Source organism: Corynebacterium sp. MC3 (genome assembly GCF_900099485.1).
GTDB lineage: Bacteria > Actinomycetota > Actinomycetes > Mycobacteriales > Mycobacteriaceae > Corynebacterium > Corynebacterium pseudogenitalium.
Map to the genome: position 1 here is coordinate 110,613 of NZ_LT622816.1, position 23,302 is coordinate 133,914.

At 59.5% G+C, this 23,302-nt stretch carries 24 protein-coding genes; 17 read left to right on the plus strand and 7 right to left on the minus strand.

The annotated features are described in order from the left end of the window. The first annotated feature begins 82 nt into the window (after positions 1 to 82). Positions 83 to 1,372, plus strand: coding sequence for a threonine ammonia-lyase IlvA (gene ilvA, locus BQ4436_RS09445; RefSeq protein ID WP_070478812.1), 1,290 nt, complete (start codon positions 83 to 85; stop codon positions 1,370 to 1,372). On the opposite strand, the gene treZ is transcribed toward ilvA, so the two are convergent. Beyond that, positions 1,356 to 3,140, minus strand: coding sequence for a malto-oligosyltrehalose trehalohydrolase (gene treZ, locus BQ4436_RS09450; RefSeq protein WP_070976595.1), 1,785 nt, complete (start codon positions 3,138 to 3,140; stop codon positions 1,356 to 1,358). The genes ilvA and treZ overlap by 17 nt on opposite strands. Positions 3,141 to 3,197: 57 nt before the next feature. On the opposite strand from treZ, the gene BQ4436_RS09455 reads away from it, so the two are divergent. The 3 genes from BQ4436_RS09455 to BQ4436_RS09465 are packed head-to-tail and all read left to right on the plus strand — an operon-like array spanning position 3,198 to position 4,482. After that, positions 3,198 to 3,842, plus strand: a complete 645-nt coding sequence (locus BQ4436_RS09455; protein ID WP_070362239.1) for an IMPACT family protein — start codon at positions 3,198 to 3,200, stop codon at positions 3,840 to 3,842. A gap of 10 nt (positions 3,843 to 3,852) precedes the next feature. Next, entirely contained in the window at positions 3,853 to 4,086 is a 234-nt protein-coding gene (locus BQ4436_RS09460) for a hypothetical protein (RefSeq protein ID WP_070362240.1), read from the plus strand. A 9-nt stretch (positions 4,087 to 4,095) separates the two neighbouring features. Continuing rightward, positions 4,096 to 4,482, plus strand: coding sequence for an RNA-binding S4 domain-containing protein (locus BQ4436_RS09465; RefSeq protein WP_070976598.1), 387 nt, complete (start codon positions 4,096 to 4,098; stop codon positions 4,480 to 4,482). On the opposite strand, the gene BQ4436_RS09470 is transcribed toward BQ4436_RS09465, so the two are convergent. From BQ4436_RS09470 to BQ4436_RS09495, 6 genes are all read right to left on the minus strand, one after another. Then, positions 4,479 to 5,516, minus strand: a complete 1,038-nt coding sequence (locus BQ4436_RS09470; RefSeq protein ID WP_070362242.1) for a GTP pyrophosphokinase — start codon at positions 5,514 to 5,516, stop codon at positions 4,479 to 4,481. The two genes, BQ4436_RS09465 and BQ4436_RS09470, sit on opposite strands and share 4 nt — an antisense overlap. 25 nt (positions 5,517 to 5,541) lie before the next feature. Beyond that, complete coding sequence (treY, locus tag BQ4436_RS09475) at positions 5,542 to 8,049, minus strand: malto-oligosyltrehalose synthase (protein WP_070977135.1); 2,508 nt, start codon at positions 8,047 to 8,049, stop codon at positions 5,542 to 5,544. 47 nt (positions 8,050 to 8,096) lie between these two features. After that, entirely contained in the window at positions 8,097 to 8,549 is a 453-nt protein-coding gene (locus BQ4436_RS09480; protein ID WP_070976599.1) for a hypothetical protein, read from the minus strand. Between the two features lie 188 nt (positions 8,550 to 8,737). Further along, a complete protein-coding gene (locus BQ4436_RS09485) occupies positions 8,738 to 10,141 on the minus strand; it encodes an exonuclease domain-containing protein (protein WP_070976602.1) in 1,404 nt (467 codons plus the stop codon). A 93-nt stretch (positions 10,142 to 10,234) separates the two neighbouring features. Continuing rightward, complete coding sequence (gene glgX / locus BQ4436_RS09490) at positions 10,235 to 12,418, minus strand: glycogen debranching protein GlgX (protein WP_070976605.1); 2,184 nt, start codon at positions 12,416 to 12,418, stop codon at positions 10,235 to 10,237. A gap of 64 nt (positions 12,419 to 12,482) precedes the next feature. Further along, on the minus strand, positions 12,483 to 13,052 hold the full coding sequence (locus tag BQ4436_RS09495) for a TetR family transcriptional regulator (protein WP_218117855.1): 570 nt from the start codon (positions 13,050 to 13,052) through the stop codon (positions 12,483 to 12,485). 194 nt (positions 13,053 to 13,246) lie between these two features. Between BQ4436_RS09495 and BQ4436_RS09500 the strand changes: the two genes are divergently transcribed. The 13 genes from BQ4436_RS09500 (at position 13,247) to BQ4436_RS09555 (ending at position 23,257) form a co-directional block, all read left to right on the plus strand. Then, positions 13,247 to 13,936 (plus strand): hypothetical protein, encoded by a 690-nt coding sequence (locus BQ4436_RS09500; RefSeq protein WP_070362246.1) that lies wholly within the window; start codon positions 13,247 to 13,249, stop codon positions 13,934 to 13,936. After that, a complete protein-coding gene (locus BQ4436_RS09505) occupies positions 13,927 to 14,460 on the plus strand; it encodes a hypothetical protein (RefSeq protein WP_070976611.1) in 534 nt (177 codons plus the stop codon). Before BQ4436_RS09500 ends, BQ4436_RS09505 begins: the two co-directional genes overlap by 10 nt. Positions 14,461 to 14,592: 132 nt before the next feature. Then, complete coding sequence (gene hisD, locus BQ4436_RS09510) at positions 14,593 to 15,906, plus strand: histidinol dehydrogenase (protein WP_070976614.1); 1,314 nt, start codon at positions 14,593 to 14,595, stop codon at positions 15,904 to 15,906. 2 nt (positions 15,907 to 15,908) lie between these two features. Further along, positions 15,909 to 17,039, plus strand: coding sequence for a histidinol-phosphate transaminase (locus BQ4436_RS09515; protein ID WP_070362249.1), 1,131 nt, complete (start codon positions 15,909 to 15,911; stop codon positions 17,037 to 17,039). Beyond that, complete coding sequence (gene hisB, locus BQ4436_RS09520; protein WP_070478835.1) at positions 17,029 to 17,631, plus strand: imidazoleglycerol-phosphate dehydratase HisB; 603 nt, start codon at positions 17,029 to 17,031, stop codon at positions 17,629 to 17,631. Before BQ4436_RS09515 ends, hisB begins: the two co-directional genes overlap by 11 nt. Further along, positions 17,632 to 17,808, plus strand: coding sequence for a hypothetical protein (locus tag BQ4436_RS12290; RefSeq protein WP_168156151.1), 177 nt, complete (start codon positions 17,632 to 17,634; stop codon positions 17,806 to 17,808). Between the two features lie 76 nt (positions 17,809 to 17,884). Next, the gene (locus BQ4436_RS09525) at positions 17,885 to 19,111 is read left to right on the plus strand and encodes an MFS transporter (protein ID WP_083290931.1); all 1,227 of its coding nucleotides are present in this window, start codon (positions 17,885 to 17,887) and stop codon (positions 19,109 to 19,111) included. A gap of 11 nt (positions 19,112 to 19,122) precedes the next feature. After that, on the plus strand, positions 19,123 to 19,776 hold the full coding sequence (gene hisH, locus BQ4436_RS09530) for an imidazole glycerol phosphate synthase subunit HisH (protein WP_143000865.1): 654 nt from the start codon (positions 19,123 to 19,125) through the stop codon (positions 19,774 to 19,776). 44 nt (positions 19,777 to 19,820) lie between these two features. Further along, complete coding sequence (gene priA / locus BQ4436_RS09535) at positions 19,821 to 20,570, plus strand: bifunctional 1-(5-phosphoribosyl)-5-((5-phosphoribosylamino)methylideneamino)imidazole-4-carboxamide isomerase/phosphoribosylanthranilate isomerase PriA (protein ID WP_070363477.1); 750 nt, start codon at positions 19,821 to 19,823, stop codon at positions 20,568 to 20,570. 5 nt (positions 20,571 to 20,575) lie between these two features. After that, positions 20,576 to 21,400: an inositol monophosphatase family protein gene (locus BQ4436_RS09540; protein ID WP_070976617.1), complete on the plus strand. Its 825-nt coding sequence runs from the start codon at positions 20,576 to 20,578 to the stop codon at positions 21,398 to 21,400. 70 nt (positions 21,401 to 21,470) lie between these two features. Further along, positions 21,471 to 22,244 (plus strand): imidazole glycerol phosphate synthase subunit HisF, encoded by a 774-nt coding sequence (hisF, locus tag BQ4436_RS09545; protein ID WP_070976618.1) that lies wholly within the window; start codon positions 21,471 to 21,473, stop codon positions 22,242 to 22,244. Beyond that, positions 22,244 to 22,612: a phosphoribosyl-AMP cyclohydrolase gene (gene hisI / locus BQ4436_RS09550; RefSeq protein WP_070362254.1), complete on the plus strand. Its 369-nt coding sequence runs from the start codon at positions 22,244 to 22,246 to the stop codon at positions 22,610 to 22,612. The genes hisF and hisI overlap by 1 nt, the downstream gene beginning before the upstream one ends. After that, positions 22,613 to 23,257, plus strand: a complete 645-nt coding sequence (locus BQ4436_RS09555; protein WP_070362255.1) for a TIGR02234 family membrane protein — start codon at positions 22,613 to 22,615, stop codon at positions 23,255 to 23,257. It begins immediately after the preceding gene. Positions 23,258 to 23,302 lie beyond the last annotated feature (45 nt).

The window sequence follows — 23,302 nt, forward strand, 5'->3', positions numbered from 1 at the left end:
ACGATTTTAATAGTTAGACCGCTTGGACTGACTACTGCAAAGTATCACCTAGACGTGGTGCAGCGGTATACACTTTGCTGTTATGAGTGAACAGGAACAGCCAGCTTTCCACGCGGTACACGCCGCAGATGTTCAAGCAGCGCAGTCGAAGATTTCTGCGGTGATTGAGCCGACACCGTTGCAGTACTGCCCCCGTTTGTCGCAGCAGTACGGTGCCGAGATTTTCCTCAAGCGGGAAGATTTGCAAGACGTTCGTTCCTACAAGATTCGCGGTGCGTATTACAGCATCTCACGGCTCAGTGACGAGGCGCGTGCAGCCGGCGTCGTTGCGGCGTCAGCGGGCAACCACGCTCAGGGTGTGGCCTACGCATGTCGGGCGTTGGGGATCCAGGGCAAGATTTTTGTGCCGAAGCCAACGCCGAAGCAGAAGCGAGACCGAATCCTGGTGCACGGTGGCGAAAACATCGAGTTGGTCGTTGTAGGCGACACGTTCGACGCCGCTGCAGAGGCCGCCCGCAAGGACGCTGCTGAGCGCGGCGCGACCATGGTCGAGCCTTTCGACGCCCGCGATACCGTCATCGGTCAGGGCACGGTCGCAGCGGAGATCGTGTCACAGTTGTCAGTTATGGGCCGCGAGCTGGACACCATCTTCGTGCCAGTCGGCGGGGGAGGACTGCTGGCTGGCGTGCTTTCCTATGTGTCCGACATGGTGCCTGGCACTGCGGTCGTAGGCGTTGAGCCCGAGGGCGCACCGTCGCTTGAGGCCGCCCTGGAGGCAGGACATCCGGTAACGCTGAAGGAAATTGAGTCCTTTGTGGACGGCGCTGCTGTGAAGCGCACCGGCGATTTCCCGTTCGCTGTTATTGAGGAAAACCTTGCTCGCACGCACCTGCTGCGTTGCAAAGAAGGCGCGGTGTGCACGTCGATGCTGGAGCTGTACCAAAACGAGGGCATCATCGCGGAGCCTGCGGGCGCGCTGTCTGTGGCGGCACTATCGCAGATGAAGCTGCAGCCGGGCAGCACGGTGGTGTGCATCATCTCTGGTGGCAACAACGACGTGTTGCGCTACGCAGAGGTCATGGAGCGTTCGCTTGTGCACCGCGGACTGAAGCACTACTTTTTGGTGAACTTCCCTCAGGAGCCAGGGCAGCTGCGCACGTTCCTTACCGACATCCTTGGGCCTAACGACGATATCGCCTTGTTCGAGTACCTGAAGAAGAACAACAAAGAAACCGGTGCTGCACTGGTTGGCCTGGAGCTTTCTTGCGCTAGCGACCTCGAGCCGTTGCTTGAGCGGATGGAGGCGTCGGTCATTGATTGTCGACGCCTCCTGCCAGGCACACCAGAGTATGACTTTATTGTGTCGGCATAACCAGGGCGAATGCCCACGGTTCTAAGCGGGTTTCGTCGGCAGAGACCTCGGCGCCACCGAAGGTGTACAGCAGGGTTCCGCCCACTGGGGCGACGGTGCCCTCCGACCCAAAGTTTGCCACCAGCACTGCCTGGTCACCCATGGTTAGCCACGCGTCGTCTGCGCCCTGAGCTGGGCCGTGATCTACGGTCAGCTGGCGGAGGTCGTCGCGCGCCATCGGGTACTGCTTGCGCAGCTCGATGAGTTTCTTGTACGCGCTGAGGATCTCGAGCTGCTCCTCGTCGAAGTTCCAGTCGAGCTTCGCGGAGGTAAACGTTTCCTCCGCGGCAGGATCCGGGACGGCTGAGGAGTCCCACCCCATGCGGGCGAACTCGTTCATGCGCCCCTGGCGGGTCATTTCCAGGAGCTGTGGATCGCTGTGCGAGACAAAGAATGGGAACGGCGTGCGTGCACCGAACTCTTCGCCCATGAAAAGCATCGGGCTGAATGGAGATAGGAGTACGACGGCCGCCTTGAGTACCTGCTTGCGCGCACTGAGATACTGCGACGGGCGGTCACCCTTCGCGCGGTTTCCGGTCTGGTCGTGGTCGGTGGTGTAGGTGACCATCTGCCACGGTGCGACGCGGTCAAGGTCGAGCGCCTTGCCGTGGGTACGCTGGCGGTACACGGAGTAGTCCTCGCGGAAGCGGTAACCGTTGCGCAGTGTATCCGCCAGGATTTCGAGCGTGCCATAGTCGGCGTAGTACCCGGCACGCTCGCCGGTGACCAGCGTGTGGATCCCGTGGTGGACGTCGTCAAGCCAGTGTGCGTCGAGCCCGTAGCCGCCGCGCTCCGGGGACTCGAGGAGCCGTGGGTTGTTTTGCTCCGATTCGGCGATGATGGTGCGGGGGATGCCGGTGGAAGCTTCAACTTCGTTGGCGACGTTCTTGATTTCCTCCATGATGGAGAAGGCCAGGCGATCGTCGTAGGTCTGCACCGCGTCGAGTCGCAGGCCGTCGACGTGGAACTCGTCGAGCCATTGGAGCACGGCGTCGAGTACATATGCGCGGACCTCATCCGAGTGGGCACCGGACAGGTTGATCACGTCACCCCAGCCGGTGTGCCCTGCGGTTGTGTACGGACCGAAGTTGCCGTTGTAGTTACCTTCGGGGCCGAAGTGGTTGTACACCACGTCGAGGATGACGGCGATACCGCGGGCGTGAGCAGCGTCGATAAGGGTCTTGAGGCCCTCGGGGCCGCCGTACGATTCCTGCACGGCGAACCAGTCCACGCCGTCGTAGCCCCAGTTGCGGGCTCCCGCGAAGGGCTGCACCGGCAGCAACTCAATGGAGTTGACGCCAAGTTCGGCAAGATAATCAAGCTTTTCGACGGCCCCCTCGAACGTCCCCTGTGGCGTGAAGGTGCCCACGTGGAGCTCGTAGAGGACTTGGTCGCGAAGTGCGATGCCTTCCCACGAATCATCCGTCCAATCGAACGTGCTGCTGGTCACCTCTGATGGGCCGTGGACGCCCTCGGGCTGGAAGCGCGAACGAGGGTCGGGTAGTGGCTGTGACCACTCGCCGTCACGAAGCAAGGAGAAGCTGTAGCGCGCACCAATTTCGGGTTGGGCGACTTCGCGCGGAACCACCCACCAGTCCCGGCGGGTCTCGTCACGCTGCATCTCGAGCGTGCGGGGCCCTTCGCTGTCGTGGAGGTGCAGGCGCGCGCCGTGCGCGTTCGGAGCCCACACCCCAAATTGTTGGGGCATCGGAGTGTGCTTGCTAGACATACCACCAACTGTATGGAAGTACCATAACCGTCGCAATGGATTTAGAGTGGAAGCACTATGCGCACATCGTACGAACTGCCCGCCGCCGGTGACATCACCACTCACGAGATCGAGATCAAACGATCCCGATTCATCACTTGGATTGGCCGCACCCAGTCTGAAGCCGAGGCGCGGGCCCTGATCCAGCAGGCCCGTGAGACCTACCCCGATGCACGTCACCATTGCTCCGCATATATTCTGCACGTCGACGACGCCCTGCCCGTCGAACGCTCATCCGACGATGGGGAGCCCTCCGGCACCGCAGGCAAACCGATGCTCGATATGCTGCACGGCTCCGAAATGCTTGACCTCACCGCTGTCGTGATCCGATATTTCGGTGGTATCAAGCTGGGTGCAGGAGGGCTGGTTCACGCCTACTCTGACTCGGTTGGGCAGACGCTTCCACTGGTACCGCGGGTGCTGCGTAGTACAAAGGAACTCGTGCGCGTCGATCTGCCGCACGCGGAGGCAGGTCGCATCGAGGCCGAGCTGCGCAACGCAGGCTTTGACATCGTCAACGTCGAGTACGGCGCCGCCGCCACGTACACGCTGGCGCACGACCCCGGACAACGCGAAGCACTCGACGCGCAACTCGCAGCGAGCACCCAGGGCCGAGCGGAGGCAGAAGAAGCAGGCCGCCAATGGATTGAATCTGCACGCTAAACTGTGTGCCATGACTATGCAGCCTCGTCCATCGAATCCGATTGAATCCCGCAAGCAGGCGGTACGCCGTTACTCCAAGAACGCAGTCGTGTGGGCCGGCGGTGGCCTCGGCGCTGGTGTAGCGCTCGGCCTGATTGCCGGTTCGTGGCAACTGTTTATCGTGTGCCTTGTCATTGGCGTGGTTGGCGGCTATATCAACTGGAGCAAGGTGCAAAAGATCGTAAACCATCACGACAACTACTAAACAAGCACGATGACTAGCCCAAATACCACCGCGACGAGGATCGACGTCTGGCTCTGGGCTGTCCGCATCTTTAAGACGCGCTCGTTGTCCGCAGAGGCGGTTCGCGCCGGACATGCCAAGCTCAATGGCAAAGCAGTCAAGCCCTCAGCACAAGTCGTGCCAGGGGATCGGCTCAAGGTGTGGAAGGACCACCGCTACCTTGACCTGGAAGTCACCCAGACGCTGCAGAAGCGCGCCGGGGCGAAAATCGCCACGACCTGCTATATAGACCACTCGCCACCTCCTGTGACATCGGAGGTGTTAGGTGCGCTGCCCGTACGGGATCGTGGGGCAGGTCGGCCGACGAAGAAAGAGCGCAGGCAGCTCGACCGCCTGCGGGGGCGCAACAGTTTCTAGGCGTTCTCGCCCGAGTTTGTTTGCGGGGCGCCGCCCTCACGGAGTTGGGTGAGCCTGCGTGTAAGTTTGCGTTTGCGTAGTAATGGCCGGTTTCCGCTTTCCCACGTGCGGTTGATGTGCTCCTGCCCGTACTTGTTCAGCAGGAGGTCGTCGACAAGCCTGACTTGGCCTGGGGTGAACCGCGTCTGCAGCGTGTTCTGCACGGCTTCGATGTCTGCCGGGTTCGCTAACTCCGCGAGAGCAGAGACTGTCTCGATGCCGTCGGCGCTGAGTAGCTCGTGCAAGAATCTGTAATCGTCAACGCGGGACAGGGGAAACGACGCCCCAAGGATCACGGTGAGCACGCCGGGGAGCGTCTCTGGTGCCAATGCCGCTGCGGTATCGGGAGCGCTCGGGCTCTGTTTTTGCGGGTTGGACAGCTCTGCGATTTGGTCGAACTGCTGATCCGCAAGTTCGATAAGCCCGGCTGCGAGCGTGAACGCGCGATCAATTTGTGGGTCCAGCTCGCCGTGAGAGCGCTTATATCGCACATCGTGCTCGAACTCCGCCCACGCGTGCTGTAGCACCGTCCGTACTTGCACCTCGAAGACTTGCCCGCGGTAGTGTTCGAGCTCCTCGTTATGCTCACCTACCTGGAGCACCAGGTGGTGCGAGCCGTATCCGAACGTGCCCGACACCCTCGTCTCCTGAGCCTTGTCCACGCTACGAAGCACGTCGAACTGATCCGCAAGCAAGCGAAGCACTGCTGGTATTTCGGTGGAATGCATCACGGTGATACGGGCCCCGATGAGGTCACGGATGTCGTTCCACGGGTCCGGGTACACAATCTTTCCACCACGACGCTTCTTAGCTTTCTCTTTCAGCGAAGGCCAGCTTTTGATACGCACATCGACGCGGTCAAAGTTGATACCGGCGTCGATCATAAGCTCGTGGAGCGCATGACGAAACTCCTCGGCAACCCCTTCGTGTTGCCGTAGCCACGCGAAGTAGGTGTTGCCGAGTTGCGCGATTGTGTCATTGTGCTTCGTGTTCATCGGCACAACAGTGTACCCACCGTTGCTATTCGACGGCCTCTCGACGCTCCAACAGCGCAGTAGGAAGGTACTCGAGCAGGACTCCGACCGGGACTGTGCCGTGAAACTCTCTACCGGTGAACCGCTCGAACCAGGAGCCCTGCGGCAGCGTCAGTGTGGTGTCCTCCCAGCCACCCCGGCGCGCAAGTTCAAGGGGCTTTCGGGTTGCAACCGCAATCACACCAATCTCGGCCGTATCCCGGTGCTCACGAGCGAATCCGACAAAGTGCTGCTGGGATGGGCCGACCGCAAACACCGCGCGGTGCTTCCCCTCGGTAAACAAGGTCGGCGTGGTCTTTCGTGCCGTAAGGCATTCACGGATAACCAGCTGCTTGGCGGCGTCAACAGACTCGGATAGGCCGGGCCAGGACCGGCCCGGCGAACCGTCTTGCTCGCAGCCCAAGAAGTCACCCAGATTGAACTGCGGTTGCTGCCGTGCATCGAGATACCGGTGCAGCGTTTGCGTGCGTGCGGTGTAGTCGATGAAGCTTCGGTTGTCCGGGTCTACGAGTGTGGGTTCGAAAAACTCCATGCCCTGGTAGGTATCAGGAATGCCAGCGCCGGCAAGCTGGAGAACTTTACGCCCCAGCGTTACTGCGACCGCCCCCTCATGGATGGTTGACACGAAGTCCGTGATCAGTGACGTTGCAGGCCCCGCCAGCACTGCGTTTACCCAATCGAGCACCTGCTGCTCATACGCCTCATCAGCGTCGAACCAGCTCGTATGCAGCGCTGCCTCACGCACTGCTTTGATCGCGTAATCATGCAGCCGCTGCGAAAGCGACTCCGTAACAATCCCATCCGCAGGCCAAACCCCCACGATATTCTGCAGTAAGAAATGCGCCGTGGCGTGGTCTGGCGGAGGCAACAGCGCTGTCGTCGTGTTCACTAACTCCGCAAACGCGTTTGGTACTTCGGCGATCTCCAGCATCCGCGCGCGCGTATCCTCGGAACGCTTCGTGTCGTGGGTGCTTAACGTCGTCATCGTCTGCGGCCACAGCTCAGCACGCTCTTGCTGTAGCAGGTGAAACTCCGCCGCGCCCACTCCGAAGCGGCCAGGAGCGCCGCCTACTTCCTGCAGCGCCACCAACCGGTTCGCCCTATAGAACAACGTGTCTTCGACCCCCTTCGCCATGACCGCACCACACACCTGCGCAAAGCGGGTGCTTGCCTCACCTTCAGCGAGCAGGGCAGCCGCGATGAGGTCGAGGGCGTCGCGCCGGGAAGGGAAGCGTTGTGCCATATCGGCCACCACGGTGGCCGTGATCCTCGACAGTGATCGGTAATCGGCGCGGTAGACGGGGATGGCTGCGACTAATGCAATGACGGTGTCAACGAGGATTTCGTCAGAGACGGCGGAGCCGGCCGTCGAAAAGTTATCGCGCCGAATAGCGCGCGTGAGACGGCGAACCTCCGCCTGAAGCTCGTGCGTTGCCACCTCACGCTTGAGCTGTAGCGCCGCGGCATCAAGCGCCGCCTGATCCCACGTGGAGCCCGATTGGCGCAGTGCGAGCATACTGAGTGTATCCTCGGCCGTCTGGTTGACGAAGATGCCGTCGAGCTCGCGAAGCGCGTCGTAGCCAGTTGTGCCGTTGACGCGCAGGCGTGGGTCGAGCGGCTCGTCGGCCTCCAAGATCTTCTCGACGACCAGCCAGCGATCGGGACCAACAACATCACGAAGCCGTGACAAGTACCCGAAAGGATCCGTGAGTCCATCCGGGTGGTCGACGCGGACGCCGTCAATCAGATCCTCAGCCACAAGCTGGCGGATGATCGCATGCGTGTGTTCAAAGACCGCGGGGTCCTCTTGTCGGATGCCCGCAAGCCCGTTGACAGAGAAGAATCGGCGATAAGAAATGATGCCGTCGCGCCAAAACATCAGCTTGTAGGACTGACGCTCGTAGACCTCCTTCGGATCGTCGTCGAGGGAAGAGCAGGTGCCTGGCTTGAGTGGGAATACGTTGTCGTAGTAGGCCAGCACGATGCCGCTTTCGGGGTTGTCCTGATCTAAATAGCGCAGCGTGAGAGCATCTTCGTCGTGTTCCTTCCCGAAGATCGGCAGGCCGAGCTTCCCGCCCGCCCCGTTGTCAGCGTGCCAATCGATATCGAAGTAGCGCTCGTACTCAGAGTCGCGACCATGCTTGAGAACGTCCCACCACCAGCTATTGAGCTGCGGGGAAGCGACACCCAGGTGGTTCGGCACGATATCGATGATCACGCCAAGGTTGAGTTTTCTGGCTGCCTCCACGAAGCGCCGGAAGCCTGCTAGTCCACCCAGTTCCGGGTTGACCACAGTCGGGTCAGTGACGTCATAGTTGTGATTCGATGTCGGCAGTGCCTGCAAGATAGGAGAGAGGTACACATGGGAAATACCGAGTGACTCCAAATAGGGCAGACACTGCGCTGCCTGGTCGAAGCCGAACGCGCGACCCGACGGATCGGCTTGTGGGCCACGCAGCTGGAGACGGTAGGTTGATGTAATTGGGGCTTGCAATACGTCCTCCTTGAAGTTACCAGCCACCCTAGTAGCTCAAGACGCACTTAGCTGCGGACGCGAGAATCACAAGAGAGAGGGAAGCCAACCGAATAGCGCATGACGTGCTCCGGATTGGCGAACGCCAGAGCTTCCTCCAAGGTGGCGTCGAAGACGAAGAGTTCTTGCTGATCGCGGGAATAGAACAGCAATTCGTTGTGCGGCATGAGTACGCGATCAACGTGAGCATAGAGCGTCGAGAAGAGTTGCGGGTGAGCGAGCCAAGACGCCGCATACCCAGCAGAGCTTTGCACCTGAACTCCCTTCGGTGCTCCGAACCCTAGCGATTTTTCCGCTGGCAGGTAGTCCAAGATCACTCGGCCCTCGAGAAGATCGGTGCTCAGCATGCGCGCAGCTGAGTTCCATGCCTGGTGGACCGTCAAGCCCATCGCGCCAATGGACTGGTGCGTCAGGCCCTCCACCGAATCTGAGTCAAAGACGCACACCAACCCGGGTGCCAAACTGATGTAAGCGGTCGAAGCCCCGAAACCTGGCGTGAGCCACGCACGCGAAGAACTCGACGTGACTTCACAACGTCGGGCCAGACGGGGGAAAATGGGTACAAGCATTGAAGGGGCGCACGGAGCGGGCATATGAGTAGTCATATGTACTTAGACCGTTCAAACCCGCCGATGGTTCCCAAAAAGTTTTAAAACGGTGGTTGCTCGTTCAATCCTAGGGCATCCAGTAATTGATCGGCCTTCCAGATTGCTATGTCTTGGCCCTGCTCAATAAGCTGCCGAGCCCGCTTTTCCTTCGAGGTCATTGACCCCCATTCGCCAACAACGAGGATGGTGGTCTTCTTCGTCACGTTCTTGCCCACCTGGCCGCCCTGAGCAGCAATGCCTTGCCACAGCGCACCCTTATCAAATGGAGAAAACTCACCGGTCAGCGTGACGTGCTGCCCAAACAATGGCGAGGAAGCATCAGCATCGAGCGCCGGTTCTGGCACCGTGTCCGGGGTTGCCACCGCTTGCCACGGAGCTGGCTTGCGACCCTTGCTCTGCTTCTGTGTGCTCTTTCTAGAGGGGCCCGCTTGGTTGCTTCCAGCAGGTGCAGGAACTGCAGCGGCAGCTGCCTGCATGCCTCCCTTGGCGATGCTTTCTGCTTGCAGTGCACGGCCCGCGCCGGATCGGTCCCTGAGCACTGGAGTCACCCGATGGGAATCGATCGAGCCCAAAGTGAAGCCTGCGTCATGGACAAACCCAACAAGTGAACCCTGGTAGTGCGCCCGACGGGCCAGGCCAACCATGATGCCCGCACAGGCTGCAGCATCCGCGCAGGCGTCGTGGTGCTGCTCCAGCGGCACGCCGAAGTGAGATGCCAAGGTGGGCAACTTGTGGTTCTCAACATCAAGGTCGCACGAGCGTGCCTGCGCCAACGAGCATGCGAAGAGCACCTGTGGCGCATCCATCCCGACTGCACCAGCAGCTTGAAACAGCGCAGTGCTATCAAAATGCGCATTGTGAGCCACAAGGGGGAGGGAACCAGCGAACTCGACAAGTTGCGCAATACAGTCAGCCACACTTGGTGCGTCTGCCACGTCCTCCCGACGAATCCTATGAATAGCGACGTTGTGGGGGTCAAACTCGGCCCACTGCTCCGGAGGCATACACAACCAAGAAACGCGGTCAGTTTCTACACCATCAATGACTTTCACTGCACCGATCTGACAGATAGAACCCCACCTCTGGTTGGCAGTTTCCACATCAAACGCAACGAAATCAAAGCCAGGCAAACCGCTTGAACCGCTTCGCTGCGCGTCCTGCGTCGGGGCGTCGCCACGCTGCGCAGCAGAAATAGCATCCTCGAGCTCGCGCATCGCAGCGCCCGCGCCAGGCGCAAAAACAACGTTTACAACGATGTCGCTACACGTGATACTGACGGTGCCCGTGCTCCAGTCATCGCCTTCGGTCAAGTCAACCTTTGTGATTGCCTCTATCGGAATGCGCGTGGGCTCGCTGGAGCCAGCCAGCGCCGCCTCCAAGGGGGTTGGGGTGACGACCAGCTCCGTATTCGAAACACTCAACGTCGCACGGCTAGCAGTAATCACAGCGTATGGCTCCAATCAAAAATCCGGTAGGCGGGTAGCACACATACTACTCACCCACCGGACATGAAACTGACGGCGGTCAAGCCCCTGGAGTTAGGCGTCCTCGCGAACCGGGGCACCTACCTGTTTCAGCACAACTGTGGACCGCGCCGGGACGACTGTGGTCTCCGAGGCGCCGATTGTCAGCGTGCTCGCCGGGTAGCCAAGTTGCTCAGTTGTATCGATGAGCACCTCCCAGCTTGATCCGAACTCCTGTGGCAGAAGCGTGAATTCGATGTCTTCGTAGTGGGCGTTGAACATCAGAATGAACGAATCATCTCGCACACGCTGACCGCGAGCATCCGGCTCCGCGATAGCGTCGCCGTTGAAGTACACCATCAAGGCCTTGCCGAAGGCGAAGTCCCAGTCGGACTGCGTCATGAGTTCGCCGGAAGGAACTAGCCAAGCAATCTCGCGGTCGACCACATCCGCGCCAAGCGCACCACCTTCCAAGAACCGACGCCTGCGGAAGACCGGGTGAGCCTTGCGGATCGCGATCAGGCGCTTTGTGAATTCGTGCAGCTGCTCGCTGTCGTCGAGCTGTGTCCAGTCCATCCACGCGATTTCATTGTCCTGGCAGTACACATTGTTGTTACCGCCCTGGGTGCGGGCAAGCTCGTCGCCGTGGGAGATCATCGGTGTGCCCTGGGAGAGCAGGAGCGTCGTCAAGAAGTTGCGACGCTGCTGCGCACGCAACTGATTCACCTCGGCATCATCCGTCGGGCCCTCGACGCCACAGTTCCAGGAGCGGTTGTGGCTTTCGCCGTCGCGGTTGTCCTCACCGTTGGCCTCGTTGTGCTTGTGGTTGTAGGAAACCAAGTCATTCAACGTGAAACCGTCGTGGGCCGTAATGAAGTTAATCGAGGCAGTAGGGCGACGTCCGTTGTGTTGGTACAAGTCAGAGGAGCCGGTCAGACGGGATGCGAACTCACCAAGCGTAGCGGGTTCACCGCGCCAGAAGTCGCGCATCGTGTCGCGGTACTTACCATTCCATTCGCTCCACAGCGCAGGGAAGTTGCCAACTTGGTAGCCTCCCTCACCGACATCCCATGGCTCGGCGATCAACTTGACCTGCGAGACTACCGGGTCCTGTTGGACCAGGTCGAAGAATGTTGCCAGACGATCGACGTCAGAGAACTCGCGTGCAAGGGTCGAAGCTAGATCGAAACGGAAACCATCGACGTGCATCTCAGTGACCCAGTAACGCAAAGAGTCCATGATGAGCTGCAGTGAGTGAGGGTCGCGCACATTGAATGAGTTTCCGGTGCCTGTGTAGTCCATGTAGTGGAACTTGTCGTTGTTCACCAGGCGGTAGTAGGCCTCATTGTCGATGCCGCGGAAAGCAATGGTGGGGCCGAGGTGGTTGCCTTCAGCAGTGTGGTTGTACACGACGTCAAGGATGACCTCCATGCCTGCCTCGTGGTACGCCCGCACCATGCCCTTGAACTCGGCGACGGCGTCGCTCGGCTGCGCAGTAGCTGCGTAGTTGTTCTCGGGTGCGAAGAATCCAAAGGTGTTGTAGCCCCAGTAGTTACGCAGCCCGAGATCACGCAGTCGGTCGTCCTGTAGGAACTGGTGGACCGGCAGGAGCTCGACAGACGTCACACCCAGATCCTTGAGATAATTGACCACTGCTGGGTGTGCCATGCCTGCGTAGGTGCCGCGGAGGTTTTCGGGTACGTCAGGGTGCGTCTGGGTCATGCCTTTGACATGGCATTCGTAGATGACTGTTTCCTCATCTGGGATGCGTGGTGCACGGTCATCGCCCCAGTCAAAGAACGGGTTGATGACGACAGAAAGCATCGTATGGCCCAGCGAGTCTTCTTCGTTGCGGCCCGTTCCGCGGACCTCTGCATTGATGTCATAGGAAAACAGCGAAGAATGCTGTGAGAACTCGCCGTCGAAAGCGCGCGCGTAGGGGTCGACGAGCAACTTGTTCGCGTCGCAGCGCTTGCCGTTCGCTGGATCCCACGGACCATGGACGCGGTAGCCGTAGCGCTGTCCAGGTGTAATTCCTGGAAGGTAGGCGTGCCACACGTGGTTGTCTACCTCTTCAAGTTCGATGCGAGTTTCGGCGCCTTCGTCGTCGATAAGGCAAAGTTCAACCTTCTCCGCAACTCCTGAAAAGAGCGTGAAGTTTGTTCCGGCACCGTCATAGGTAGAACCTAGCGGGTATGGGGAACCAGGCCACACGACGATATCGTTCGCGGGCTTTGGGGAAGTAGAGCTTTGAATCATAAGGAATCACCATAGTGCACCCCCCGGGGGTTCCCGCATTGCGAAACCCTCACCAGCCTGGCAATCAGCAGCCCGCTTGCAGCCCCCGAATGATGAGATCGACGGAAAATGCGAACGAGTCGTCCCTCTCAATGGTCTGTGATTGTGGCAACGTTTCGCTTGCATTCGTAGCCGCTACCAGCTGGGATTCAGTTTGCTGGACGAGGGCACTGCCAAGGATTAGGTGTAGGAGAGCATCGGCGGTTGCGCTGAGCTGAGGTGTCGACGCCCCTTCGACTTCCATAGCCAATGATGTGATGAAAAAGCGCTGGAGTTGGGAGTGTATCGGAGACTCTGGATTGCCTACCGCTGTGACCGTCACCTCAGCGCCATCTCGAATGCTGAGCAGGCAGTTACGGAGCATTCTGGCTGCTTCACTCGTGGATGCGGCTGGTGAGGAGGGGGTTGTGAGCGGCGCAACGATGTGCTCTGCCAGGCGAGCCACAAGGTCCTGTTTGCTTGCCACATGCCAATACAGCGCTGACGGTGCGACGTCGAGCTCCTTGGCGATCCTGCGCATTGACACATCGGCTAAGCCATATGACCTGAGTAAATCCATCGCAGTGATCGTGATCTGATCCACGGACAGGTGCATGTGTGCCCATGTTACCTGTCTCATGGTGGAGAGGGGGTGGACGTTTACAACGAGTTCACAGAGAGTGTTCAGATACTTTGTACCGGAGCGTAATTGGGCCAGCAGAAACGAGTGGTTAAAATTGGCATCAACGATTTTTAACGTAACAGGCCGGGTACAACCGTTGTGCTGGTCGCTGTAAGGAGAGATACGTCGTGAGGATTTCCACCACTGGTTCCAAGGTTGCTGCAGCTGCAGTAGTTGCGTTGGCGATGTCATTGACTGCGTGTGGCTCTGATGACGAGACCGCGGGCGGCGGACTGTCCACCGCTGCCAGCGCTCCGAATTCGGCGGCTTCCGAGAAAGATAAGGCCGAGAATTCGGCGAAGGAAGAGCCGAAGAAGGACGAAAAGGGCGAGAAGAAGTCCGACGACAAAAAGCAGACGGAGGCACAAGGGGAGCCCGGTGCGATCCCAACGATTGCGAATCCGTTTGAGGACGGAGAGTTCGCTGTTCCAACCTTCGAGCCAATCGAGGGCGGTAAAGAAGGCACTGAAGAGCAGCGCAAGGAAATGGAGGAAGTGGTTCGCAAGGTGACGAACCCGGAGTCCTTCGAAAAGTGGACGCGCGTCATCTTGGATAACTCCTGTAAGAAGATCACCGAACCCGCACTGGAAGAGATGGAGCGCCAAGGCGTTTCTCTCGAGGTGATTGAGCAGGCTGCCCGTATGCAGGAAGAGGCCGGTCAGGCGATTGAGATCCCGAAGACCGAAATTTCCCTGAGCGACGTCCGCGTTGATGGCAACCATGCTTCGGCGACAGTGAAGTCGAATAACTCCGAGGGCGAAAAGACCCAGACCCAGCTCTTCACGCACGAAGACGGTCGCTGGAAGCTGTGCAACTAGCACAGCAGCTCGACTCCAGGCCGCGCGCCACGATCCACGCTGGCGCCGGCCTCCTTTTCGCTGGGCTTGTCAGCGGTGTAATCGGTGGGGCAGCGTGGGCGTGGTTGCGTCCCCCGATAGTGACCGTTGTGTCGGATGGATCGTTCATGATCGATGAAACGGAAACGATCCAGAATGCGCAGTTTGCTGGACTCGGCTGGCTAACGGTGGTGTTGTTGGTAGTCGGGTTGGTTGTCGGTGCTGCGGGTCGAGCGCGTCGAGGCGGGGGCCAGCTCGCATGGTTTGTCTGGCAGCTCATCGTTGCCGCGCTCGCCGGATACGTTGTATTGGCGGTTGGCGGAATGGTCTCGGGTTGGCTCACAGCTTTGCCTGAGCATGCAGACGGCTTCCAGGACGGTCAACGCTTAAGCGTGTTTCCGATAGTTGCCCCGGGAGTGGCGTTGTGCCTTGCGCCATTCGCCACAGGGCTCGTCGCGTGGTCGAGGATGGTGATCCGCGCAGTCGACACCCCCGAAATAGTGTGAACTACCTTATTCCCTTGGTGAAAGCTCTGGGGTGACGCCTTTTTTGGCCTGAACAGCTTTTTCGCGCCTGTCGGAGAATACAATGGCTGCGGTACGTATTGTGCTCATTTGTTGAATCTGGGAGACACGAAAATGCTGAGAGTTACCGACCTCCGGGGGACAACCCCAACGACCGCCGAACTTCGCAGGGCACTGCCACGTGGTGGCGTTGATGTCCATGCCGTGCTTCCCGCAGTTACGCCGATCGTTGAAGAGGTTCGCGTAGGCGGTGCCGAAAAGGCACTCGAATACGGAGAGAAGTTCGACGGGATCCGTCCAGCATCCGTGCGGGTGCCGTCGGAGGTGATCAAAGAGGCCGTCGACAAGCTTGATCCTGCGCTGCGCTCCGCGCTTGAAGTCGCGATCGAGCGGATTCGCAAGGTACACGCTGAACAGAAGCCGCAGCCACACACTACGACGCTTGCGAATGGCGCAACTGTCACCGAGACATTTATTCCTGTTTCGCGCGTGGGACTTTATGTTCCAGGTGGAAAGGCGGTGTACCCCTCGAGCGTGCTCATGAACGTGATTCCTGCGCAGGAGGCGGGGACGGACAGCATGGTGGTCTGCACTCCTCCTCAGGAGGAGTTCGGCGGCTGGCCGCACCCAACGACGCTCGCCGCGTGCGCGCTGCTCGGCGTCGATGAAGTGTGGGCAGTCGGTGGAGCCCAGGCGATTGCATTGCTGGCGTACGGCGATGATGCCCACGGCCTGGAACCAGTTGATATGGTGACCGGACCGGGGAACATCTACGTTGCTGCCGCGAAGCGTGTAGTCAACGGCACGGTGGGCATTGACGCGGAGGCCGGCCCGAGCGAGATCGCGGTTATCGCCGATGACAGCGCGAATGCGGAATACGTGGCGCTCGATCTGATTTCGCAGGCAGAGCACGACGAGCAAGCAGCTAGTGTGCTTATCACCGACTCAGAGGCCCTGGCTCAGGAAGTCGGCCAACTCGTTGAGCAGCGCTCGAAGCAAACGCTCAACGCTGAGCGTGCCTCTACTGCGCTGGGCGGTAAGCAGTCCGGCATCATCCTGGTCGACGATATTGAGAAGGCTGTCGCAGTCGCAGACGTTTACGCAGCAGAGCACCTGGAGGTGCACACGCGCGATGCTCGCGCGGTTGCGGAGCGAGTTCGAAACGCGGGCGCAATTTTCGTCGGGCCATACTCACCGGTCCCACTCGGTGACTATGCGGCTGGCTCGAACCACGTTTTGCCGACATCCGGGACGGCGCGGTTCAACCCCGGCCTGTCCACCTTGACGTTCCTGAAGCCTGTCAATCTCATCGAGTACGACAAGGCCGCGTTGGCGGAGATTGCTGAGGACATCATGGTGTTGGCAGCGGAAGAGCAGCTTCCTGCACACGGTGAATCCATTAAGGCACGAGGAAACGGAGCTAAGTAAGTATGTCTACTGATCCTTCGACGATCGCGAAGGGCGTCACGCTCGAATCGCTACCACTTCGCGACGAGCTGCAAGGAAAGAACCCATACGGCGCCCCACAGTTGAAAGTGCCTGTCGCGCTGAACACCAACGAGAATCCGTACCCGCCCTCTGAGGCGTTGATTCAGGACCTGGTTGCCGAGGTTGAAGCAGCGGCACGGTCGCTCAACCGCTACCCAGAGCGCGACGCCGTGTTGCTTCGGGAAGACTTGGCCGCATACGTGTCGAAGCAGACGGGCGTCCAGGTCAGCAAAGACAACATTTGGGCCGCAAACGGTTCGAACGAGATTTTGCAGCAGCTGTTGCAAGCTTTCGGTGGCCCCGGACGCAGTGCCATGGGGTTCGTGCCTAGCTACTCGATGCACCCAATCCTTGCGGCGGGCACGCAAACCGAGTTTATCCCGATTGATCGCAACGAATCTTTCGATATCGATGTGCAGCAGGCCGTGCAGGCCGTCGAAAAGCACGCGCCGGACGTCATCTTTATCACTACGCCGAACAATCCAACTGGCGGTGAGACTGTACTCGAAGACATCGAAAAGATTGTTCAGGCTGCACCTGGCATCGTGATTATTGACGAGGCGTACGCTGAGTTTTCGGATTCCCCGTCCGCAACGACGCTGCTAGCAACGTATCCAGAGAAGCTCGTTGTGTCGCGCACGATGTCGAAGGCGTTCGATTTCGCAGGCGCGCGCCTAGGGTACTTCGTTGCAGCACCGGCGTTTATCGACGCCGTCATGCTGGTTCGCTTGCCGTACCACCTCTCGGTGCTCTCCCAGGTCGCTGCACGCGTGGCGCTGAAGCACGCCGGGGACACGCTCGCGACGGTTGACAAGTTGGCGCAGGAGCGCGTGCGCGTGCAAGCAGCGCTGGAAGAGATGGGCTACAAGGTTGTGCCGAGCTCGTCGAATTTCATCTTCTTCGGCCCGTTTGGCGACGCCACTTCGACCCATGCAGCGTGGCAGCAGTTCCTCGACTGTGGCGTACTCATTCGTGACGTTGGCGTCGCAGGTCACCTGCGAGTGACGGTTGGACTTGATAGCGAAAACGATGCCTTCCTAGAGGCAGCAAGAAAGGTACTTCATGGCGAATAGGGTAGGGACCGCACACAGGAAGACGTCTGAATCCGACATCACTGTGTCCATCGATCTCGACGGCACAGGCGTGACTGACATTGACACCGGATTGCCGTTTTTCGATCACATGCTCACCGCATTCGGAGCCCACGGTGCTTTCGACCTCACGGTGAAGGCGAAAGGCGACACGGAGATCGATGCCCACCACACGGTGGAAGACACCGCCATCACGCTCGGGTGGGCGCTACTGGATGCGATCGGGGACAAGCGTGGCATCCGCCGCTTTGGCTCGATGCTGTTGCCGATGGACGAAACGCTCGTTGAGGCAGTTGTAGATCTGTCTGGGCGTCCGTACTTTGTGATGAACGGTGAGCCGGAGCATATGGATTGGCAGGTCATCGGCGGACACTACGCCACGGTGATAAACCGTCATTTCTTTGAGACGCTTGCGTATAACTCCCGAATGACCTTGCACGTGAATGTGCGCTATGGTCGCGATCCGCACCACATTACGGAAGCCGAATTCAAGGCTGTGGCCCGCAGTTTGCGAGCTGCAGTGGATGCAGACCCAAAGATTACGGGTGTGCCGTCGACAAAGGGTGCGTTATAGGTGGGAGGCATTCCAGCAAGTATGGGGGTGCTTGGCCTCTTCGTGTTGGCGGGTGTGCTCGCAGGCGGAGTGTGGTCAACGTACCAGCGTGGATTGAGGGTGCCGACTGCAGTGTTAGCCTTGGCTACTGCGCTGGCGCTCGCATTCGCGATTATGGCAATGATGGAGGTTATGTAGTTTGAAGTTCTTCCCACCAACACCGCTTACTGTTGAGGAAATCAACTCGGTCTCGAGTGTTTGGAAGGCACGCGGCATGAAGCCCGTCCTGCTCGCGGTGATGGCAGCGTTCGCCGCATGGGCGGTGCTGCTACCGGTGATTCCTACGGCGGTGCTCGATGCAGGAGGAACCGAAACGCTGGCCGGGCTTACCACCGGTGTGTTCATGCTCGCTACAGTGCTTACACAGATGGCGACACCTGCGCTGCTGCGCAAGTTCGGGTTTGGCCTGATTATGGGGCTGTCTTCTTTGCTCTTGGGTGTTCCGGCGTTCGCCTACGCGTTGGGAATGGAAGCCGGAACAGTGCTGACTGTGAGCGCGATCCGCGGTGTTGGGTTTGGCGCGCTGACGGTAGCGGAGGCAGCCGTCGTCGCTGAGTTGGTACCGCGTCGCTTGTTGGGGCGGGCGACCGGCACGCTGGGCATCATGGTGGGCTTGTCTCAGATGGTCGGCTTGCCGACGGGCCTCGCCCTGGTCAACGTCATTGGGTATAACGCGGTGTATTACATTGCAGCGGGCGTAGGCCTCATTTCGTTGGTGGCATGCATGTTCATCCCAGCTGTGCCACAAGCGGACCGCGACGAGTTGAGCGTGGCGCACGTGCACGTACCGATGTGGCGGCTTGTGTTTGTTCCGGGCATGGCCTTGATGTTCGTCACCTCAGCGTATGGTGCAATTACTAACTTCCTTCCCGCGGCGATGCGCGATCTCGATCCGGCCAAGGGAGCGGCGCTTGGCGGTGTGATGCTGGGCGTGATGAACTTCGCTTCTATGTTGTCGCGGTACGCAGCGGGTCAGGTCATGGACCGCAAGGGATACCCAGGCAGCATTCTCATTCCGTGCCAGTTCATTGCTGCAGGTGGTGTCTTTCTCATCGCGCTCATTCTGCTTCTTGATCTGCCGGTGTGGTGGATGGCGTTGGCAGCGTTGATCTACGGTGTTGGATTCGGCGCGGTACAGAACGAGGCGCTCACCTTGATGTTCTATCGCTTGCCCCGTTCGAAGAGCTCTGAGGCCTCTGCGATTTGGAATATCGCATTCGACGGAGGAACAGGTCTGGGGTCGACGATGTACGGCATGTTGCTGACAATGATGATGTTTACCCCGATGTTTGGTCTGGCGGCGGCCGTGATCCTTATTGGCGTAGTTATTACGTTGCTGGATAGGCAGCTGGGCAAGCACCGCGTCGTCGAAGTTAATAACTTGTCCGTGCGGCTGAAAAATGTTCAGCCCCCGCGCCTTTATCGGCGGAACGGGCGCTAGAATTAATCTTCATGACTGCTAACGACATGCCACAACCCCATGTTGCGCTGCTCGACTACGGGGCAGGAAATATCCGATCCGCTCAGCGTGCGCTAGAACAAGTTGGCGCGCGCGTCAGCGTTACTGCCGATCCGTCGATCGCGGTGGAGGCTGACGGCCTGTTAGTGCCGGGGGTTGGCGCGTTTGATGCATGCATGCGTGGGTTGCAGGCAATGCAAGGGGGGCGCATCATCGGACAGCGCCTTGCAGGTGGTCGTCCTGTGCTGGGTATCTGCGTTGGTATGCAAATCCTTTTTGAGCACGGAGTCGAGCATGGCATTGATACTGCTGGATTAGCAGAGTGGCCGGGGACCGTTGAAAAGCTCCAGGCTCCTGTGCTTCCACACATGGGGTGGAACACCGTCGACATAGTTGGCGGCTCGCGCATGTTCGATGGCATTAATGTAGACGAGCGCTTCTACTTCGTGCATTCGTACGGCGTTCGCGAATGGACGCTGAAAGCGGATGAGTTCATTGCGCCGCCACTTGTGCACTGGTCGGAGCACGGTGGAGATAAGTTTGTGGCTGCCGTCGAAAATGGCCCGCTCTGGGCGACGCAGTTCCACCCCGAGAAGTCTGGTGACGCAGGACTTCATCTCTTGGAAAACTGGGTGAAGACTCTGTAGCGGGCGCCGAACCTGGCTGAGTTAGATTGGATAAGATGAGCACCATGACTTTTACCTTGTTGCCTGCTGTTGATGTTGTTGAAGGTCAGGCCGTGCGGCTGGACCAGGGGGAAGCTGGGACGGAGAAGAGCTACGGGGATCCCCTGGAGGCTGCTCGTCGCTGGGAAGAGCAGGGGGCGCAGTGGCTGCACTTCGTGGATTTGGACGCCGCGTTTGGGCGTGGCTCGAACCATGAGTTGATGGCGGATATCACTGCGAAGCTGAGTATCGCTGTCGAGCTCACGGGTGGTATTCGTGACGACGCCACGTTGGAGCGGGCCCTTGCCACCGGAGCGAAGCGCGTCAATATTGGTACCGCGGCGCTACAGGATCCGGAGTGGACCTGTAAGGCAATTGAGCGCTACGGCGACAAGATCGCGATTGATATCGCGGTGCGTGAAACTGATGGTGAGTGGCGTACGAAGGGGAACGGCTGGACGTCCGACGGCGGTGATCTGTGGGAGGTTCTGGAGCGGTTCGATGCCGCTGGTTGCAGCCGTTTCGTGGTGACCGACGTGAGCAAGGACGGCACGCTAGCGGGGCCGAATGTTGCACTGTTGCGGGAGGTCGCCGCAGCGACGGACGCTCAGATTACTGCCTCGGGCGGAATCGCGACTCTCGACGACGTCGTAGAAGTGGCCCGGTATACCGATGAAGGGATCGACTCCGTCATTATCGGCAAGGCTCTCTACGAGAAGCGCTTCACGCTGAGTGAGGCGCTGGAGGCCGTCGCAAAGGTATCGAAGGGCGAGTAAACAGCGTGCGGGATCTGCAGGCATACCGAGCTATTGCGTTAGAGGCGGTCGATGAAGCCGCCGAGCTGTTTCGAACACATATCGGTGCAGCTCCAGCGCTCTTTAAGGGCGAAGGTGACTTTGCCACGGAAGCGGATCTCGCCATTGAAACGTTGCTGAGGAAACGCTTGACGGAAGCGACCGGTATCCCCGTGTTCGGGGAGGAACACGGCGGGGACCTCAACGCTGAGGCGTGCTGGGTGCTCGATCCTGTCGACGGCACCTCGAACTACTCGTGTGGCAACCCGATGTGCGCGATCTTGGTAGCGCTCCTTATCGACGGCCAACCGGTCGTCGCGGTGACCGACATGCCATTGCTGGGGCACCGCATGCATGCGATCTCGGGTGAGCCCGTTGTGCTTGACGGCGCCCCATTGCCTGCGCTCCCACAGGGCGTTGATCCTTCGACGACGGCCGCTCAGGTAGGCGTTGCAACCGTTGGTTCGGATGATCGCGCTGCGTTTCCAGCGGAAGGCCGCTTGGCCTTCGTCGGTGAATTGGCTGCCACCTCACTGCGACCACGCATGACTGGCTCAGTGGGCGTGGACTTGGCGTTTGTGGCGTCGGGTGTGTTCCAGGCCAGCGTGAGTTTCTCCCCGCACGTGTGGGATAACGCGGCCGGTGTCTTGTTCGGTCGCTGCGCGGGCGCGACGGTGACTGACGTGTACGGGCAGCCATGGGAGATGTCGTCGATGGGGGCTGTCATTGGTACGAATGCTGCCCATGCGACTGCGCTCGCGACGGTCCAACGGTGCTTTGAAAGCCCTGATAGGCAGAGTGCTTCGCGGTAGTATGTAGTTTCCGGAACGTATTTGCGGGCTGGAGTAGCGTGGCACAAAACATGTATGGAGGGTAATTACCTTGTCTGTTGCAATCCGTGTGATTCCTTGCCTCGACGTGGACGACGGGCGGGTAGTAAAAGGCGTAAATTTTGAAAACCTGCGGGACGCTGGTGATCCCGTAGAACTTGCTCAGCGGTATGGACTGGAAGGCGCTGATGAGCTTACGTTTTTGGACGTAAGCGCGTCGCGTGAGGGCCGTGGAACGATGCTTGAGGTCGTCCGTAAGACCGCAGAGCAGGTATTTATCCCGCTGACCGTTGGCGGAGGCGTTCGAAGCGTCGAAGACGTCTCTGAGTTGCTGCGTGCTGGCGCGGACAAAGTCAGTGTGAATACAGCGGCGATTCACCGGCCAGAGCTACTGCGTGAGCTCAGCGAGAAGTTTGGAGCGCAGTGCATTGTCTTGTCTGTCGACGCGCGTCGCGTGCCGAATGGTGGGCTTCCGCAGCCGTCTGGGTTTGAAGTGACCACGCACGGTGGTACGCGTTCGGCTGGTCTCGACGCGGTGGAGTGGGCTCGCACTGGACAAGACCTGGGTGTGGGGGAAATCTTGCTGAACTCGATGGACGGAGATGGGACCAAGGAAGGGTTCGATCTCGAGCTGTTGGAGAAGGTTCGAGCAGCGGTAAGCATCCCGGTGATTGCTTCCGGTGGCGCTGGCAAGGCTGCAGACTTCCCGCCAGCAGTAAAAGCGGGCGCAGACGCAGTACTTGCGGCGTCGATCTTCCACTTCGGCGAAGTGAGCATCGCGGAAGTAAAGGATGCGCTTCGGAATGAGGGCTTTGAGGTTCGCTGATGACTGAACTACGACCAGAAGATGCCGTATTGGATCCTGCAATTGCTGCTCGGCTGAAGAAGAACGACCGCGGCCTGGTTCCCGCCGTGGTGCAGGCTGCTGACACCGGTGAGGTCCTCATGATGGCCTGGATGGATGAGCGGGCGCTGGCGTACACGCTGGAAACGCGACGAGGGACGTACTTCTCTCGCTCCCGTAACGAATACTGGGTAAAAGGACTCACCAGTGGCGCTGTGCAAGAGGTCCGCGAGGTGCGCCTCGACTGCGACGGCGACACCTTGCTGGTGAAGGTGATCCAGACGGATGGTGCCTGCCATACGGGGGACCGTACGTGCTTCGATGCAGATCTGCTGTTGGAGGATATCTAGGTGAATACGGCGAACCGCGTCGGCGCACTGCTGGTGGGCGTCGGTGGCGCGCTGGCGTGGGTGGGGTCCAGGATGGACTGGTTTACTGTCGAAGTTTTCGACGACCGCGCTGGAGCCAGTACCACTACCGTCGATGGTTCAATGTGGTCTACGGAGATCGCGGCAGTGGCGCTCATTCTGATCGTTGCAATGATTGCGATATTCGCGCTGCGGCGAGTTGGGCGTCGAATAGTAGGTGTGGTGGCCGCACTAGGCGCCGTGGGCGCCGGCGTATCGGGCTTGCGAACCTTATTAGCCGAGCCTGACTTGGAGCGTTTGCACACACTGCTGAGTGCCGGAAGCGGGGAGCAGGGAGGAGCAGCCAGTGACGGGGCGATTGCCGCGTGGGCGGAGATCACACAGGTGCAGCAGCATAGCGCTGGCATTTACCTGGTCATCTTGGGGGCGCTCCTGGGGCTTATTGGAGCGCTCACGGTTGTAATGCGGCCCGGTGTAGATTCCGCGAAGCTCAACAAGTATGAGACAGAGGCTGTGCGCCGTGAAAAGCTAGGTGAAGATCTCGAAGCTCGACCGGACTCTGGGCGCGTGATGTGGGACGCCTTGGACTCCGGAATTGACCCTACGGATGATGAGGCACGCCGATAAATATTCGGTATACCCCCGTGAAATTTCATGAACTAAATACGCGCG

Coding starts and splice junctions, on each gene's coding strand:
- BQ4436_RS09470 (WP_070362242.1), bottom strand. CDS start 5,516: ATGAACACGAAGCACAATGACACAATCGCGCAACTCGGCAACACCTAC.
- hisD (WP_070976614.1), top strand. CDS start 14,593: ATGCTGAGAGTTACCGACCTCCGGGGGACAACCCCAACGACCGCCGAA.
- BQ4436_RS09455 (WP_070362239.1), top strand. CDS start 3,198: ATGCGCACATCGTACGAACTGCCCGCCGCCGGTGACATCACCACTCAC.
- hisI (WP_070362254.1), top strand. CDS start 22,244: ATGACTGAACTACGACCAGAAGATGCCGTATTGGATCCTGCAATTGCT.
- BQ4436_RS09515 (WP_070362249.1), top strand. CDS start 15,909: ATGTCTACTGATCCTTCGACGATCGCGAAGGGCGTCACGCTCGAATCG.
- glgX (WP_070976605.1), bottom strand. CDS start 12,418: ATGATTCAAAGCTCTACTTCCCCAAAGCCCGCGAACGATATCGTCGTG.
- hisH (WP_143000865.1), top strand. CDS start 19,123: ATGACTGCTAACGACATGCCACAACCCCATGTTGCGCTGCTCGACTAC.
- BQ4436_RS09495 (WP_218117855.1), bottom strand. CDS start 13,052: ATGCACCTGTCCGTGGATCAGATCACGATCACTGCGATGGATTTACTC.
- treZ (WP_070976595.1), bottom strand. CDS start 3,140: ATGTCTAGCAAGCACACTCCGATGCCCCAACAATTTGGGGTGTGGGCT.
- ilvA (WP_070478812.1), top strand. CDS start 83: ATGAGTGAACAGGAACAGCCAGCTTTCCACGCGGTACACGCCGCAGAT.
- priA (WP_070363477.1), top strand. CDS start 19,821: ATGACTTTTACCTTGTTGCCTGCTGTTGATGTTGTTGAAGGTCAGGCC.
- BQ4436_RS09465 (WP_070976598.1), top strand. CDS start 4,096: ATGACTAGCCCAAATACCACCGCGACGAGGATCGACGTCTGGCTCTGG.
- BQ4436_RS09460 (WP_070362240.1), top strand. CDS start 3,853: ATGACTATGCAGCCTCGTCCATCGAATCCGATTGAATCCCGCAAGCAG.
- BQ4436_RS09525 (WP_083290931.1), top strand. CDS start 17,885: ATGAAGCCCGTCCTGCTCGCGGTGATGGCAGCGTTCGCCGCATGGGCG.
- hisB (WP_070478835.1), top strand. CDS start 17,029: ATGGCGAATAGGGTAGGGACCGCACACAGGAAGACGTCTGAATCCGAC.